The following is a 16,790-nucleotide window of genomic DNA, read 5'->3' as shown; positions in this document are numbered from 1 at the left end:
GGCATGGCTCAATGATGGGTCGCGCGCCGGGCGGGCGCACCACACTTATCGGGTGCTGGCCGGGTGTTTTACCGGGTGGCATGGCGTCTGAGCCGCGCGCATGAGGTCCGCCCGGCGGCGGCCGCTTAGACGTGCCAGAGCACTTCCGATAAGATGCCGTTCGCATATCAGCAGGAGACCCTGGCTTGGCCCCTGATCGCCTTCTCATCCCCACCAAGTTCGCGCCGCCGCGCATCAGCCCGCAGTCCACAGTGCGGGCCAAACTGCTGGCGCGGCTGCGGGATGCGCGCGACAGCCGGCTGACGCTGGTGTGCGGCAGCGCCGGCTTCGGCAAGACGACCTTGCTGGCCCAGTGGCGCCAGCAGCTGCTGAAGGACGGCGAACTGGTCTGCTGGCTGTCCCTGTCGCCGGACGAACGGCACCTGCCCCAGTTCCGCGCCTACCTGACCGGCGCACTGCAGCAGGCAGGGCTGCCCGTCGATGACGGCACCGCCTTTGCCTCGGAGGTGCGGGCCGATCTGCCGGTTGCAGGACTGGTCGCCACCATCGTTGACGCGGTGTGCCAGCAGGGCCAGGACGTGTTCCTGTTCATCGACGGCTACCATCACGTTGATGACAGCGACACGCACGCACTGATCCAGGGTCTCGTGGACCACGGGCCCGAGACCCTGCACCTGATCCTGGCCTCACGAACCCACCCGCCGCTTGCCGTCCACCGCCAGCGCCTGACCGGCGAGCTGGCGGAGATCGCCTTCCCCGACCTGCCTTTCGATTTCGCGGAGACACAGGACTTCCTGGCCAAGCACCTCGGCGAAGTGGTGCCTGACGATGCGCGCCTGATCCACGACATCACCGACGGCTGGCCGGTCTGCCTGCAGATGATCTGCATCCGGCTCAAGCGCAGCCCGGCCAACCGGGCCGTGCTGTCCCAGTTGCTGCATCGCCGCACCGATCTGCAGCGCTATCTCTCGGAAGACGTGGTGCGCCATCTGGCGCCAGACGTGGCCGATTTCATCGAGAAGCTCTCGTTCTGCCGCCGCTTCAATGCCGAACTGGCGCGGCGCGTCACGGGCAATGCACAGGCTCCGGTGCTGCTTGAGCAGATCGAGCGCGACAACCTCTTCCTGCTGCCGGTCGAGCTGGACAGCCCGCAGCCGTGGTACCGCCTGCATCCCCTGTTCGCCAGCTTCCTCCAGGACCGGCTGCAGCAGCGCGACCCTGGCTTGGTACAAGAGATCCATGCAAGGGCCAGCCAGTGGTTCGAGCAACAGGGCCTGCTGATTGAAGCGCTGCGGCACGCCTATCACGCGCACGACACCGAGGCGGCCGTGCACCTGATCGAGCGGGCTGACCTGCCGATCCGCAGCATGAGTTTCATCAGCACGCTGCAACACTGGACGGATGAACTTCCGGCCGAGGTGCTGCTGGGCCATCCCCGGCTGCTGCTCCTCGGTTGCTGGGCGCTGGTGGCCGCGGGCCGCTGGCGCGACGCGCAGGGCTGGCTCGAGCGGCTGGAGCGGTCGCACGGCACACTGGCGCCTGAGCACGCCTTGCACGCGCTCTACCTGCGGGCCAGCATCGCGCTGCAGCGCGACGACACCGAAGCCGCATTGGCCCTGGTGGCGCCGTCAGACTTCGAGAGCCTGACCGACCGCTTCCTGCGCCAGGCCCATCTGGCGGTGCTCAGTTTTTCCTATTGCGCGGCCGGGCGCTACGAGGACGCGCGGGCGCTCCATGGGCACATCGCGCGGCTGCCACGCTCCGAGCTTCAGGACGACATGGCCCTGGTGGCCGAATCCACCCTGCTGCTCAGCCACCTGCTGGCGGGCAACAATCGCGACGCCATCCGCACCGGCAGCGCCCTGGTGGCGCGCGCCGAGGCGGCACATGGCCGGCGTTCGGTATCTGCCGTCAATAGCGCGGCATTCCTCGCCAACGCCTATTACGAGGCAGACTTGCTGGCCGAGGCCAACGAGGTGCTGGCCAACCGCCTGGATTTGCTGCGCCTCTCCTCGCCTGAGCCGATGACGCTGGCCATCATCGTGCGCAGCCGCCTGATGGCAGCCCAGGCCTCCCCGGAAGAAGGGCTGCGCGCGCTGGACGAGGAGGAAACCCGCTGCCGCGAGCTGGGGCTGGACCGGCCGTTGGCCTACGTCCTTGCCGGCAAAGCCCGCTTGCAGCTCCAGCTGAACCGCCAGGACGAAGCCCGGCAGCTGCAGGCCGCACTCGACCAGCTGGCCGTACGCCACCGGAATGCCGCCGGTTTTCTCGCCGAGATCGAGGCGATCGCAGCCCTGGCCGGCGCCCGGCTGGCGCTGGCAGGCATGGACTGGACCCATGCCATGGCGCGGGCCGAAACGCTGCGCGGCTACGGCATTGCGTTCGGGCGGCAAAAGAACGTAGCGCAGGCCGACCTCCTGTCGGGCACCGCCCTCGCCGAGATGGGCGAAACCACCAAAGCCATGCATCGCCTGAAGGCCGCGGCCGAGTCAGCGCAGGAGCTGGGACTGGTGCGCACGCTGCTCGACGAAGGCGAGCGCGTGCGGCAGGCCCTGCTGCAACTGCAGCCCACGCTCGGCCCCGGCGGCACTGGGGACTATCTGGCCGAGGTCCTGCGCCGCAGCCTCGCGGCGCATGTGCCGCCCCAGCAGTCCGACGCCGCGGGTGAGCAGGCCAACGGCCCGGCGCTCAAGCCACGTGAGGTCGAAATCCTGCGCCTGGCCGCGCAGTCGATGTCGAACAAGCGCATCGCCCTGACCCTCAACCTCACGCTGGACACGGTGAAGTGGAACATGAAGAACGTGTTCGAGAAACTGGGGGTGCCAAGCCGCTATGACGCGGTAATCGCCGCCCGCAAGCGCGGCCTGATCGACTGACGGCGCAATCACGCGCACGCCTGCCCGCCACCGGGAAAGTGTGGTGATCTCACCGTGGCGGCATCCCAGAATCTCCTGACCAGGCGCGCCCGCTACCATCGCATCGCGGGCACTGCCGCACAGGAGACATCATGGCCCAGGACTGGGCGGTTCGCACCTTCCAGGTGCTCGCCATCGCGCTCGTTGCCCTCCGGAATGCGGCCCATCACCGCCTCGGTCGCGGCATGGATAACGTCGATCAGGCCCGCGCCGTGCGGGGCCACCCACTTGCCACTGATGAAGAGTTTGTCTCGTTGTTGCATGGCTTACCGCTTCCGTTGTGAAAATCCGGGTGCGTGGGAACGCGTGACGCGTGGCATCGCCGCATCGGGGCGAGGCCAGCCTGAGCTCGGGAGGACAGGTGCGCCTGGGGCGCTCAGGAAGTGCTCGCGTCCTGCAGGCGCGACAGAACCTGCTGCGAGACGGGAGCCATCAATGCGCCAATCACCATGTCGATCAGGTTCTCGACGGCGCGGGCCATGTCGAAGCCGCGGTTCTGGCGTCCGCGCCGCGCCTTGACGCGCTCGAAGTCGGCCAGGCTGAACATGATGAACGCCAGGCTAGACAGGTAGCGCTGCCTCACGATGCTGGGCGGCAGGTCCGACAGGATCGATTCCAGCAACGCCTGCGCCCGGCGGAAGCCACGATTGCTCTCGTCACTGGTGAACGCGACGATGTCGACGTCAGGATGCATCTGGGCAGCCGCGAGGAAGCGATTGTAGTAATTGGCCTTGCCGGGCTCGAGCAGACCGGTCGCCATGGGCCTGACCAGGGCTTCGACCGCGGTGCGCAGGCTGGGCAACTCGCCACCGGTCAATGCCTGATCCAGGAAGGCGTTGCGCACCTCGTCGAACTCGCACATGCGCCGCTGCAGGATGGCACGGATCAGCGCCTCCTTCGAGCCGAAGTGGTAGTGCAGCGCAGATGTATTCCTCTGCGCCGCCTCGCGCGAGATCTCGCGCATGGACACCGCATCGATCCCCTTCTCCGCGTAGAGACGCTCCGCCGTGAAGAGCAGCAGGTCGGAACTGCTGGCCGCATCGTCCTGCCCGTCGGCAGGCTCGGCCTTCTGGCGCAAACGTGCAGTCGCTTGTTTCATCGATTTCCCTTGCATACAGGCCGCACTTGCGCCCTCGTCCACTAGTCAGCCGAAGCTTAGACATCCGCCAAATTTAAATCAAGTGCTTTACTTGAATTAAATCACGTGCTTTACTTTCAGGCATCGTGCTTCGCGGCATGCTGGCCGGGCGCGGTCCTGACCCGACCACCCATCCAACAAGGGAAGAGGAAACCACATGCAGAACACAGCATCCGGTCCGACGCGGGCCGCCCAGCGCAAGGCCCTGACCGAATTGCCCGTCGAAGACGGCATCGACGAAGAGGAAGCGCGGCGCGGCTTCATCGCCACGCTGCCCGACGCGGAGATCCGCGATGACCATGGCCGGCTGGTGTGGAGCCTTGCCGACTATGGCTTTCTGCAGGAGGAGACGGCACCCGACACGGCCCATCCAAGCCTGTGGCGGCAGGCGCGCCTCAATCTTCATCACGGCCTGTTCAAGGTCTGCGACCGCATTTACCAGGTGCGCGGCTTCGACCTTGCCAATATGACGATCATCGAGGGCGACAGCGGCCTGATCATCATCGATCCGCTGACCTGCTCCGAGAGTGCGGCCGCGGGCCTGGCGCTATACCTGGAGCATCGTCCGCGCAAGCCGGTGGTGGCCGTGATCTACAGCCACAGCCACTCCGACCATTTCGGCGGGGTCAAGGGCGTCATCAGCGAAGCTGACGTGCGGGCGGGCAAGGTGCACGTGATTGCCCCGTCCGGCTTCATGGAGCATGCCGTCTCGGAAAACGTGATCGCCGGCCCGGCGATGGGGCGGCGCGCGCAGTTCCAGTTCGGCCATACCCTGGCACGCAGCGCGTGCTGCCAGATCGACAGCGGCCTGGGCAAGAACCTGGGGCGCGGCACCATGACGCTGATTCCGCCCACCTGGCTGATCTCACAGGAAGCGGAAACACACACCATCGACGGCATCGAGATTGTGTTCCAGCTCACGCCCGAGAGCGAGGCGCCGGCGGAAATGCATTTCTTCTTTCCGCAGCTGCGCGCGCTGAACCTTGCGGAGAACGCCACGCGCACCCTGCACAATCTCTGCCCGCTGCGCGGCGCGCAGGTCCGCAATGCGCGCCTGTGGGCACGCTATCTCGACCAGGCGCTCGAACGCTATGCGCCGCACGCGGACGTGGCCTTCGCCCAGCATCACTGGCCGGCCTGGGGCCGCGAACGGCTGTCGCAATACCTCGCCCAGCAGCGCGACCTGTACAAATACATCCATGACCAGACCGTCAGGCTGATGAATCACGGCCTGACGGCGAGCGAGATCGCCGAGACCCTGCGGCTTCCCGACAGCCTGCACCGCGAATGGCATGCACGCGGCTACTACGGCACGTTGTCGCACAACGTCAAGGCGGTCTACCAGCATTACCTGAGCTGGTACGACGGCAACCCCGCCAACCTGCATGCCCTGCCGCCCGAGGCGGCCGGCAGGAAGTACATCGAATACATGGGCGGCGCGGCCGCGGTCATCGAGCGCGCCAGGGCCGACTTCGACAAAGGCGAGTACCGCTGGGTCGCGCAGGTCATGAACCACGTGGTATTCGCCGACCCGGGCCAGCGCGAGGCCCGCGAGATCGGGGCCGCCGCCATGGAACAGATGGGATTCCAGGCAGAGTCGGCCACCTGGCGCAACGCCTTCCTGCTCGGCGCTCGCGATTTGCGCCTCGGTGCAAAGGGTGTGGAGATCAAGACGGCCCGTGGCGGCGACATGGTCCGTGCCATGACCGACGAGATGTTCTTCGACTACCTCGCGGTGCGCGTCAACAGTGAGCGTGCGGAAGGCCTGAAGCTGCGGCTGAACTGGGTCATGACGGATACCGGACGCCACTACGCGCTCAACCTGGAGAACAGCGCGCTGACCGTGCGCAGCGGCAAGCGCGCGGACGATGCGCGTGCCACCGTGAGCATGGAGCGCGCCACGCTCGACGCCATCCTGCTGCGCCAGACCGATTTCGCAACGGCCATCGCCGACGGCCGGATTCGCGTCGAAGGCGACGCGCAGCAGTTTTCCGCCCTGCTCGGCACGCTCGACACCTTCGATCACCTGTTCAACGTCGTCGAGCCTTGAGTGATGGCATAGCCGTCACCAATGTACCCGTCACACCACCAGAGGAAACACTCATGAAAGCCGCAGTCCTGCATGCGCCGAAGACACCTTTGCTGATCGAGGATATCGCGATCGCGAAGCCCGGCCCGCGCGAGGTGCTGGTTCGCACTTCGGCGGTAGGCGTTTGCCATTCCGACCTGCATTTCGTCGATGGCGCCTACCCGCACCCCTTGCCGGTGGTGCTCGGGCACGAAGCCGCCGGCGTGGTCGAACAGGTCGGCTCGGAAGTGCGTACCGTCAAGCCGGGCGATCACGTCATCACTTGCCTCTCGGCGTACTGCGGCCACTGCGAGCATTGCCTGACCGGCCACCTGTCGCTTTGCATCGCGCCCGATACGCGCCGCACGGACGACGAGGAGCCGCGCTTGACGGCGCCCAGCGGCGTGATGCGCCAGTTCGCCAATCTCTCCGCCTTCGCCGAGCAGATGCTGATCCACGAGCACGCCCTGGTTGCCATCCGGCGCGACATGCCGCTCGACCGCGCCGCACTGATCGGCTGTGCAGTCACGACGGGCTTCGGCGCGGTTGCCCATACGGCGAAGGTCAGGCCAGGCGAAACGGTAGCCGTGATCGGCTGCGGCGGCATCGGGCTGGCAACGATCAACGCAGCGCTGATCGCCGGCGCCGGACGGATCATCGCGATCGACCGGGTGCCGGGAAAACTGGCGCTCGCACGCGAATTCGGCGCCACCGACGTGATCGATGCCAGCGAAGTGGACGCCGTCGAGGGCGTACGCACGCTGACCCGCGGCGGCGTACAGCACGCCTTCGAGGCGATCGGCCTGAAGCAGACCACCGAGCAGGCGTTCGCAATGCTGCGCCGGGGCGGCACCGCCACCGTGATTGGCATGATCCCGCCGGGCGTCAAGGTTGAGCTCAAGGGAACGGACTTCCTGGCGGAAAAGCGCATCCAGGGCTCGATGATGGGATCGAACCGTTTTCCGGTCGACATGCCGCGGCTGGTGGATTTCTACCTGGCCGGCAAGCTGAAGCTGGACGAACTGATCGCACAGCGCATGCCGCTCGCCCGGATCAACGAAGCCTTCGACGAGCTTCGCCGTGGGGAACTGGCACGGTCGGTTATCGAGTTCGAGCAATAGCACCGGCCGGCATTAGCCATGCGCCGGTCCTGCATCGACCAAACGGCCGGCCCCATCATCCGCTTGGAAATGAGGAGACAACAGTATGAACATGCGGAGCCTATTCGGACGACAGCGCCAGGCGCTGTGTGCAGCCATCGCGCTCACCCTGCTTCCCGTCACCAGTCAGGCTGAAGGAACATACCCGGACAAACCGGTCCGGCTGGTGGTGGCCTATGCCGCCGGCGGATTGACCGACATCCTCGCACGCGCCCTTGCGCAAGGCTTGAGCCAGCGCCTCGGCCAGCCGGTCGTGGTGGAGAACAAGAGCGGCGCGGGCGGCATCATCGGCACGAGCACGGTGGCCAAGGCCGCACCCGACGGCTACACGCTACTGCTGTCCACGCCCGCCCCGATCACGGCCAACATTGCCCTCTACAAGAGGCTGCCTTACGATCCCCGCACCGAGCTGCGCCCGGTTTCCGACATCGCCATGGCGCGCACCGTGCTTGCGGTCAACCCGTCCGTGCCGGCAAAAACGGTGGCCGAGCTGATCGCCTATGGCAAGCACAACCCCGGCAAGCTGCGTATGGGTTCATGGGGACCCGGCACCGTCCCCCACACCATCCAGACGTATATGGCGAAGACTTATGGCGTCGACATGCTGCACGTGCCTTACAAGGGCGAGAGCCCCATGACCACCGACCTGCTCGCCGGCCAGATCAATGTGACCGTGGGCACGGTCACCACGCTGCAGCCCTACCTTGCCAGCGGAAAGCTGCGCGCCCTCGCCGTGACGGGCCCGCAGCGTGCGAAGCGTTTGCCGGGTGTTTCCACTTTCGCCGAGGCGGGATACGCGGATGCTGCATACCAGTACGCTACGCCGATGACGCTATTGGCCCCGGCCAAGACACCCCAGGCAATCATCGACCGACTGGGCAAGGAAGTCTCGGCGCTGGTCAAAGGCGAGCCTTTGAACCGGCAGATCGAGGCGATGAGCGCCGAACCGATCGGCAATCTCCCGGCCCAGGCGGAAGCGGGCTACAAGGCGATGTTGCCGGTGATCCTGAAGTTGACCGCCGATACCGGCGTCACGCTGGACTGAGCACGCCACCATGGCGGCGGCGCGAAGGTGCTGTCTCTCATCGCGCGAGCTGGCGAAGACCACCGGCGCGGTGCGGCAAGCTCGCCGCCGGGCTCAGGGCGGCGCAATCTGGCGTTTTCCGCCTGTGAATTTGTCGTTCGCTGTCCAACCCGATTGGACATGATTCGACAAGCGGTACACGGAAAAGCACGCACCCTGCGTACCGGTGTGGAGACGTCATGTGTGGAACGCTGGCTCAGAACTTGTGCCGCACGCCCGCAGCGAGACCCGAGCATACTGCTCTTGCCGCTGCCAGGGAAATAGCCGTTTGAAAAGCCATTGGCCGAAGTATCAAAGTTCAGGCCGGCGTTCTTCGCGTAGGCGGGCTGCCTTCATAGGTCTCCTCCTTATAGTTTTCTTTCAATCCCAGTCATGCACGGCCAAGCTGCGACTCACGATACCTGGCGACCTTGCCCTTCCCAGAAGCGCGTGCGAAGTGCTTTCTTATCTATCTTTCCGACACTGGTAAGCGGGAGCCTTTCGACAAATTCGATTTGCTTCGGTGCATAGATGGCCCCCTTGCGCGACTTCACCAGTTGCATCAACTCCTCCGCCTGGACCTGCTCGCCAGGGCGGCGCACCACCAGGGCCGCAACTGCCTCTCCCCACTTCGGATCGGGAACCCCAATGACAGCCACCATCGATACCGCCGGGTGAGTGCTGATAATGTCCTCGACATCTCGTGGGTAGACATTGAATCCACCTGATATGACCATGTCCTTCTTCCGGTCAACGATGTAGAGATAGCCGCGATCATCGAATCGCCCGATATCGCCGGTGTGCAACCAGCCATTCTTCAGTGCACTGTCGGACAACTCGGGCAAGTTGAGATACTCGCGCATGACGTGTATGCCTCGCACGCAGATCTCCCCGGCTTCACCCATGGGGACTTCCTGATCCTGGTCGTCCAGCACCTTCAGAAGGGTGCCAAGCGTCGGACGGCCGCAGGACGCAAAGCGCTCCGGGCTGGCGGGATCATGGTCAGCCCGGCCAAGATAGGCCAGGGGGTAAGCCTCTGTCTGGCCATATAGCTGGGCGAAGACCGGGCCCATGCGCTCCAGACCTTCATGCAGGCGAGCCGCGGACATGGGTGACGCGCCATAGAGCAGCAGTTCCAGCGATGACAGATCCGCCTTGTCGAGCGAGGGATGGTCCAGCAGGCTGTAGATCATGGTGGGAACCATCAGCGCCATGTTGATGCGCTCACGACGGATGACATCCAGCACGCGGTCGGGCGCGAAGCCGTCCTGCAGATGGACGGTGCCACCGCGTACGAGCGTCGGCATGATCTTTGTACCCGTCACATGGGTGATCGGCGCCACGGCAAGATAGCGCGGGACGGCCGGAATCTCAAAATCAGCCAGACCGTTCAGGAGCATCGCGGCAAATGCCGCGTGGTCCCGTACCACCCCCTTGGCCCGACCGGTTGATCCGCCGGTATAGTGGACATACGGAACGTCTTCCCGATGCGTCAGATCGCGTGGCGAGCAACTTCCGGCCTTCTCCGCTTGTGCCAGCAAATCACTGCCGAAATCCGACTGCCCAAGGCTGAACACCGAACGCAAGCCGGGTGCAGCCGCGAGAATCTCTTCGCCGCGCGCCAGGTGCGTTGAGACATCCACCACCAGCACGTCTGCATTGAAATCCTGGATCTGCAGCAGATGGTCTTCAAGGGAGCCAAGAGGATGAAGCGGTGTGCTGATCATTCCGCTGCAAAGTGCCGCCATGCCAGCGCACCAGCCGAAGGCCGAATTGCCGGTCAGCAGGCAGACCCGATGGCTGCGGATCAGGCCCGCGCTCGCATAGACGGCCTGCATGCGCCCAAGCAGGTCGCCCATGGCGCGATAGCTCAACGATCCGCCCTCCCAGCTGAAAGCAGTCCGATCACCGTACTGCCAAACAGAGCGCAGCAGCAGCGTACCAATGGTTGGGGCCATTTGAATCGACTGGTCCATGTTGATGTCTCCTCCTTTGAATAGTCTTGTTCCGACGTCACTTGCCAAGGGCTGACCGATACTCCGTCAAGGTCTGGTCAACGAGCTCTGCAACGGACTGGACCGCGCGTACGCCCGACACGCTGTGCCCGGCGCTGCAAATATCCACCCATCGCCGCGGCCCGGCCTTACCGGATCCGGCACCGAACAGTTCGCCAGCGCGCGGGCGGGAAACCTGCTCGTCGAGGCGGTCCGGGTCCAGGCCCGCCGCGCGAATGGAAGGCCGAAGCATGCTGGTATCCAACCCTGTGAACGCCCTGGTCAGCATCACATCGTCCATGGTGCTGTCCACCAGCAGCTGCCTGTATCCTGGCGCCGCCATGCTCTCAGCCGTAGCGATGAAGCGAGTCCCCATATAGGCAAGGTCGCAACCCAGGACTTCTGCGGCGCGAAGCGCAATGCCATCGGATATGCCGCCGGCAAGGACGATGGGGCCGTCAAACAGGCTGCGCACGGCACGCACAAAGGCGAAGGGATTGAGCCAGCCGGTTTGCCCGCCGGCCCCGGCTGAAAGCAGCACCAGTCCATCGGCACCCGCCTCGATGGCCTTGTGCGCGTGCTTCAGTGTGGCCACGTCCGCCCACACCTGCGCGCCAATGCCATGCAAGGCAGGTATCACAGCCGCCGGCGATCCAACGCTGGTGATGACCAGTTCCACCCGATGCCGCACCAGGCACGCCAGATCGTCCCTGAGCCGGGATTGCTGCATGATGAGATTCGGGCAAATCGGCGCAGGCGGGCTGTCACAGGTGGCAAGCGACCTCTTCATGCCGGCAAGCCAGTGGTCGAGCTCATCCGTCGAGCGGGCATTGGCGGTCGGAAACGCACCGATCACACCCTGTCGGCAAGCGGCGATCACCATCTCGGGCCCTGACACGCGCAGCATTGGCGCCGCAATCAGCGGCAGGCCAACTCGTTCTGCAATGTGTTTTGGAAGCCTGCCGCCAGACGCTATTGATGGCGATGCGTGCATCAAGTCATCTCCATCGTGGCGCGTCCCGTTCGAACGACCCCCGCCGCATGGGCAGCGCGGCTCGGCCAATGCCAGCTCATGCCGACCGCCGCTGGGCCACCTGCCACCCGACCTCGGCGAACTGGCGTGCCCGCCGACCGAACTCCGATGCGTCGGCGCCGACTGCATTCCCCTGCAATGCGCGATGGTAGACACCCTGCGCGATGGCGGCCGAGCGGAACAGCGAGAACGCAACGAAGAACGGCCAATGTTCGAGGTCCGCATCCCCCGCTCTCCTGACGTAGGCTGACACCAGGCTGTCCATGCCGGGAAGGCCCGCGGCTTCCAGATCAAGCCCATGGAGACCGTTGGGAAAGACGTCTGCAGGCAGCACATAAGGCATGCAGCAATAGGCAAGGTCCGCGAGCGGATGCCCGATTGTCGCCAGTTCCCAGTCAAGGATGCCGACGACCTCGGCGCGTTCGGCATGAAAGATCAGGTTGCCAAGCCGGAAGTCCCCATGCGCAATGGCATCACGGTTCAGCACGGGAACTTGCGTGGCCAACCATGCCATCAGCGCATGCATTGCCGGCATCTCGTCGGTCTGGCTCGCCAGGTACTGCGCGCTCCAACGCGCGATCTGGCGTTCCACATAACCCTCAGGACGACCGAAGTCGCCCAGACCCGCCGCACGCCAGTCGACCTGATGCAGTCTTGCCATCGCGTCCACCATCGCCTCGTAGATGGTCTTGCGGCTTGCCGTCGGCACACCCGCAAGGTCCACCCGACTGAGAATCCTGCCGGGAAGATGCTCCATGACATAGAACGGCGTACCAATCACGCTTGCGTCCTCGCAAAGGACTCTCGCTCGTGGAATGGGCACGTCGGTATCGGCCAGTGCCGCCAGAACGCGGTATTCGCGCTCGATCTGATGTGCGGAGGGAAGCAGCTTGCCCGGTGGCTTCTTGCGCAGCACATAGTTGTGCCCGTTCGCCTGCAGCAGGTAAGTGGGGTTCGACTGCCCGCCCTGGAACTGCGACACGGCAAGGCTTTCATCAACGCCATCCAGGCGTCCGCGCAGGTGCGCGACCAGTGCCTCGACATTGAAGCGATGGGATGGAAGTACATCCACGGTCAGAATGTCCGCACTCATTCCCGGATCTCCAACGGCTCGACCACGGGACAGAAATACCACTTTGACCGGGCTTCAAACGGATTGACCGCACATGGTGGTCCAGGCAGGATGTCGTTCAGGTTCATAGCTATTCTCGAGTGAATCTGCGTACCTGCGTGTGACCGATAGCGGTCAAGCTCGCGGGGATATCACGAGGCTTCGACGCCGACCGCAGTCCGTATCGGAACAGAGCCGACCAGAAGTGGCCACAGCAGGTCCGCGCGGCCATCCCACCGGATACTGGCGGGAAACCAGTGACGTGCGCCCAGTATGGCCAACTCTTTCGCGCTGGCACATCGTCAGAATTGACGATCAGAGGCGTCGCCATCCGAATCCAGTTTTCACATCACCGGCCAACACGCCGCTCACAAGCGTGACCAGCACGCGTCGCTTCGAACATGGTTGTGCTATGCAAGCCAAATATTTGATAATCGCAGGAAGGCCTGGGCAATGACCCATCCTCCACGGAGTTGACGGCCACCTGCGAGCACGCGCCGTGCCTCGCTCAGGAGACAACGAGATGATCGGCAGTAGAGAGCGGCACGGATCTTCGCCGCCAGTTGCGATAAAGCTGAATCCCCCCAATGCTTTGCCAAACCAGGTCCAGCGTCAGTCGATCTGTGACGCGGCCTGTGACTCCCACGCCGCCAAGGTGGTTCTCATCAGCGCGCCCGCCGGTTCTGGCAAGACGACGTCCATGACCCAGATTCGTTCCCGACTCGAAGGCAATGGCGTTGCTACCGCCTGGCTGACCTGCGACGCGGCGGACAACGATACTTCGCGCTTTCTTGGCAATCTTGCGATGGCGGTCTCCCGGCTCGCTCCTCGACAGCACGATCGGGACAATCGGGAGCCGCGGCAATCCATGACCGTGTTGGAGACGATCCAAGAGCTAGGCAGAAGTCCGTCGCCGTTCGCGCTCTTTCTGGACGAGCTGGAGCATCTTCACGAACCGGCCGTGCTGGGCTTGCTCAGAGAAATCCTGAGCCAGCTTCCGCGCCGCGGGCTGATCGTGATCGGTACGAGAAGCACCCCGGATCTTGGGCTGGCCCGGCTTCGCGTGCATGGCGAACTGCTGGAGATCGATGCTTCATGGCTCAGGCTGTCGCTCGAGGAGACTGTGGACTTCTTCAACAAGAAGCGTCACCTGTCGATACCGCACGACGAGGTGCGTCAACTTCACCAGACTACGGAAGGCTGGGTCGCTGCGATATCGCTCGCCTCCGTCGCATTGGAGCGCCATGTCAGGCATAGTGATTTCATCACCCGCTTCTCGGCGTCGAACCGGGAGATAGCCGAGTACCTGAGCGAGGATGTCCTGAACCGGCAGCCAGCCGCGACCAGGAATTTTCTGCTGCGGACCAGCGTCCTGAAGCACCTTTCCCCCGCGCTTTGCGATGCCATCCTGCGACGCACCGACAGCACGCAGATGCTGGAGCGGCTGGAAAGATCCAACCTGTTCCTCACCTCCATCGCAGGTCCGGAGCCGACATATCGCTATCACAGCCTGTTCGCCAGCTTCCTGCGCAATCAGCTGGCGCACGAGATGCCGGACGAGGCTCCCCGGCTCACGATGGCGGCCTCGCGCTGGCATGAAGAGCAAGGCCGACCTGTGCCGGCAATCGACTATGCCATCGACGCGCAGGACTACGGGCGTGCCCTGGATCTCATCGCCGCCCATGCCGACAGCTTTCTTTCCAGCGGCCGCTGGCGACTTCTCAGCCGCTGGTTCGGGGCGATACCGTCGGCCCTGCTGGGCAACTACCCCATTCTCCGGGTGGTCCATATTCTTGCCGTCTATTTCACCCGCGGCGCACACGAGGCAAACCGGCACCTGGAGCAACCGGAACTAAAAGAGGCGACGAATCCCGAGGTCGTCACCCACCTTCGCGCCCTGCGTCCGCTGCTGCTGGCAAGCGTGGATCGCCATGAAGCAGCCTATGAGGTAGGCGTGACAGCGTTATCGTCGTTTCCGACCGGAAACGCGTTTGCCGACGGTATCCTGGCCAATGCAATGGCCGTCGCCTTTGCCGTCAGGGGCGAACATGAGCAAGCCCGCAAGCTCCTCGACGAGGCCAGGATCACGCAATCTGACCATCCGAACCCATTCGGCCTGATGTATACGGAGTCAGTCGAAGGCATGATCGACATGCAGGAAAACCGGCTGCGGCAGGCGACTGCCCGCTTCCGCATGGCCGTGGCCGCAACCGGCGCTCCCTCCTACTGCTACACGACCGGCAACGCATGGGCCGGTGTCTTCTACGCCCATGCACTGTACGAAGCCAATGAACTGGAGCGGGCTGCGCGCTTGCTCGATGTCTATGTGCCGATCACGAAGGAACTCGGCCTGCCCGATCATATGGTCACGGGACACGTCACCCTGGCGCGGATTGCTGTCGCCAACGGCAATGTCGCCCAGGCCTTCCAGCTGCTCAGCGAGCTCGAGTACCTGGGCCATCACCGGCATGCGGCCCGTGCCGTGGCCAACGCAAAGCTCGAGCGCGCGCGCCTGCTGGTCATGCAAGGCGATCTGATGGCAGCCCGGACGGAGCTCGAGCGCGCCAATTTCCCTGATATCTGGAAACGCTGCCAGGACCTGCGCCTTCCCGCCAATGATGTCGACTATCTCGAACTGGGCCAGCTGCGTTGGCAGATCGCTGCAGGCCAAGCCAGCGAGGCACTGCCGGCCATCGAGCGTGCCATTGCAATGGCGACGTCCCAGCGCCGGCTGCGGCGCGCCATGAAGCTCTGCGTGCTGAGGAGCCTGGCACTGGACAGCATGGGCAACATGGCCGCGGCGAACGCTCAGATGCGGGACCTCCTCAAGGCGGCGTGCCATGAGGGCATCATGCGCCTGGTGCTGGATGAAGGCAGACCTGCGCGCAACATTGTCTTGCGATTAGAGCGGTCAAGCCAGGCCGAACCGCCGACTCAGCGCGACCCCATCTTTGCCGATTTCCTGCAGCGCATGCTGCAGGGGTTCGGGCCGTTTCTGGATGCCCCCGGGGCACGGACGCCCGGCGACAGCGGTGAATCGACGCCACCGCTGTCAGCTGCCGAGCTCAAGGTGCTGCGCCTGCTCGCCGAAGGCTGTTCCAACAAGGCCATGAGCGAGAAGCTGTTCGTCTCCGACAGCACGGTCCGCACCCACGTCCGCAATATCAGCCAGAAACTCGGAACGCATAGCCGAACCCAGGCAGTGGCGAAGGCGCGTCTGCTGGGACTGATCAGCTAGGCATGGCGTCGCGGGTTGATCACCATCCAGACGGGATGGCCGCGCTTATTCCGCTTTGGCGCCCGACATCCTGATCAGCCGCCTGACGGTCGGCTCGATCGCCTCGAAATCCCGTCTGAACTCGGCACCGGTGTTGCCAATCGGCTCGCTGTTGGACATGCCGAGGCGCGCTGCCATCGGCTTCGATCTGGCGGCCGTGCTCGCCTCTTGCTCCAGCCGGGCGACGATGGCCGGCGGCGTGCCGGCACGCGCCAGCAACCCGGCCCAGGCAGCTGACCCGAGCTCCGGGTCTGCCAGGCCGGCTTCTGCCATGGTCGGCACATTCGGCAAGCTCCTGGCCCGATGGTCGCCGAACACCGCAAGCGGGCGCACCTTGCCGCTCTGGATGTAAGGCGCCATCGAGGTAAGCGTGCTGATTGCCAGAGAGATCTGCCCCGCGCCCAGATCCTGAACCATCGGTCCTTCTCCCTTGTAGGCAACGTGTACCATGTCAAGGCCCCTCGACTGGTTCAGGTAAGCGCCCGCCAGGTGCGCGAAGCTGCCGACCCCGTACGAGCCAAAGGACACCTTGTCCTTGTTCTGTGCCGCCCAGGCAAGGAACGCCTTCATGTCGGTGGCCGGCACGCGCTGATTGACAGCCAGTACGAACTGGCCCGTGGCAACCTGTGAGATGAACGCCAGGTCGCGCCGCACGTCATAGGGCACTTTCGAGAACAGATAGGGGGTGCTGATGATTGGGGCGGAATGCGTCAGCAGCAAGGTGTAGCCATCGGGCGCCGCACGCGTCACCGTCTGCACGGCCAGTATTCCGCCTGCCCCTGGCTTATTGTCCACGATGACCGGCTGGCCCATCTGCCTGGCCATCTCCTGTGCCAGGGTGCGGGCGATGGTATCCAGGGTGCCACCGGCAGGCGCGGGCACCACGAGGGTGATGGGCCGCGACGGATAGGTTTGCGCATGGCACAGGGAGAAAACTGTTTGCAGGATGAAGATTGCGACAACGAGCAGCGATCTTGCGATCATAGGAAGTCACCTCGAAGTTGGGAAATCGAACATGTCGCTTGCATGGC

At 64.4% G+C, this 16,790-nt stretch carries 11 protein-coding genes and 1 pseudogene; 5 read left to right on the top strand and 7 right to left on the bottom strand.

All coding sequences use genetic code 11. The features are described 5' to 3' along the window. Nucleotides 1-185: 185 nt before the first annotated feature. Nucleotides 186-2,876, top strand: coding sequence for a helix-turn-helix transcriptional regulator (locus AC3WVS_RS00745; protein WP_492316941.1), 2,691 nt, complete (start codon nt 186-188; stop codon nt 2,874-2,876). Nucleotides 2,877-2,968: 92 nt separating this feature from the next. Here AC3WVS_RS00745 and AC3WVS_RS00740 read toward each other — a convergent pair whose 3' ends face one another. Continuing rightward, nucleotides 2,969-3,178 carry a hypothetical protein gene (locus AC3WVS_RS00740; protein ID WP_492317182.1) on the bottom strand — a complete coding sequence of 70 codons (210 nt, stop codon included), beginning with the start codon at nt 3,176-3,178 and terminating at the stop codon, nt 2,969-2,971. Nucleotides 3,179-3,291: 113 nt separating this feature from the next. Beyond that, complete coding sequence (locus tag AC3WVS_RS00735) at nt 3,292-4,029, bottom strand: TetR/AcrR family transcriptional regulator (protein WP_492316940.1); 738 nt, start codon at nt 4,027-4,029, stop codon at nt 3,292-3,294. A 181-nt stretch (nt 4,030-4,210) separates the two neighbouring features. On the opposite strand from AC3WVS_RS00735, the gene AC3WVS_RS00730 reads away from it, so the two are divergent. The 3 genes from AC3WVS_RS00730 (at nt 4,211) to AC3WVS_RS00720 (ending at nt 8,326) form a co-directional block, all read left to right on the top strand. Further along, a complete protein-coding gene (locus tag AC3WVS_RS00730) occupies nt 4,211-6,103 on the top strand; it encodes an alkyl/aryl-sulfatase (RefSeq protein WP_492316939.1) in 1,893 nt (630 codons plus the stop codon). 53 nt (nt 6,104-6,156) lie between these two features. Further along, nucleotides 6,157-7,242, top strand: a complete 1,086-nt coding sequence (locus AC3WVS_RS00725) for a Zn-dependent alcohol dehydrogenase (RefSeq protein WP_492317175.1) — start codon at nt 6,157-6,159, stop codon at nt 7,240-7,242. Between the two features lie 85 nt (nt 7,243-7,327). After that, the gene (locus AC3WVS_RS00720) at nt 7,328-8,326 is read left to right on the top strand and encodes a Bug family tripartite tricarboxylate transporter substrate binding protein (protein WP_492316938.1); all 999 of its coding nucleotides are present in this window, start codon (nt 7,328-7,330) and stop codon (nt 8,324-8,326) included. A gap of 235 nt (nt 8,327-8,561) precedes the next feature. On the opposite strand, the pseudogene AC3WVS_RS00715 reads toward AC3WVS_RS00720, so the two are convergent. The 4 genes and pseudogenes from AC3WVS_RS00715 to AC3WVS_RS00700 all read right to left on the bottom strand — a co-directional run. Next, nucleotides 8,562-8,688: pseudogene (locus tag AC3WVS_RS00715) on the bottom strand (porin); the annotation flags it as partial. Between the two features lie 69 nt (nt 8,689-8,757). Next, nucleotides 8,758-10,320: an AMP-binding protein gene (locus AC3WVS_RS00710; protein WP_492316937.1), complete on the bottom strand. Its 1,563-nt coding sequence runs from the start codon at nt 10,318-10,320 to the stop codon at nt 8,758-8,760. 37 nt (nt 10,321-10,357) lie between these two features. Then, the gene (locus tag AC3WVS_RS00705; RefSeq protein WP_492316936.1) at nt 10,358-11,332 is read right to left on the bottom strand and encodes an NAD(P)H-dependent flavin oxidoreductase; all 975 of its coding nucleotides are present in this window, start codon (nt 11,330-11,332) and stop codon (nt 10,358-10,360) included. A 76-nt stretch (nt 11,333-11,408) separates the two neighbouring features. After that, nucleotides 11,409-12,464, bottom strand: coding sequence for a phosphotransferase (locus AC3WVS_RS00700; RefSeq protein ID WP_492316935.1), 1,056 nt, complete (start codon nt 12,462-12,464; stop codon nt 11,409-11,411). A 541-nt stretch (nt 12,465-13,005) separates the two neighbouring features. Between AC3WVS_RS00700 and AC3WVS_RS00695 the strand changes: the two genes are divergently transcribed. Further along, a complete protein-coding gene (locus tag AC3WVS_RS00695; RefSeq protein ID WP_492316934.1) occupies nt 13,006-15,720 on the top strand; it encodes a winged helix-turn-helix domain-containing protein in 2,715 nt (904 codons plus the stop codon). A 45-nt stretch (nt 15,721-15,765) separates the two neighbouring features. Here AC3WVS_RS00695 and AC3WVS_RS00690 read toward each other — a convergent pair whose 3' ends face one another. Further along, nucleotides 15,766-16,743, bottom strand: a complete 978-nt coding sequence (locus AC3WVS_RS00690) for a Bug family tripartite tricarboxylate transporter substrate binding protein (protein ID WP_492316933.1) — start codon at nt 16,741-16,743, stop codon at nt 15,766-15,768. Between the last annotated feature and the right edge of the window lie 47 nt (nt 16,744-16,790).

The sequence above is a fragment of the Cupriavidus sp. CPT47-8839-RL05A genome (assembly GCF_058792255.1).
This window is presented reverse-complemented; position numbering and strand designations above follow the sequence as displayed.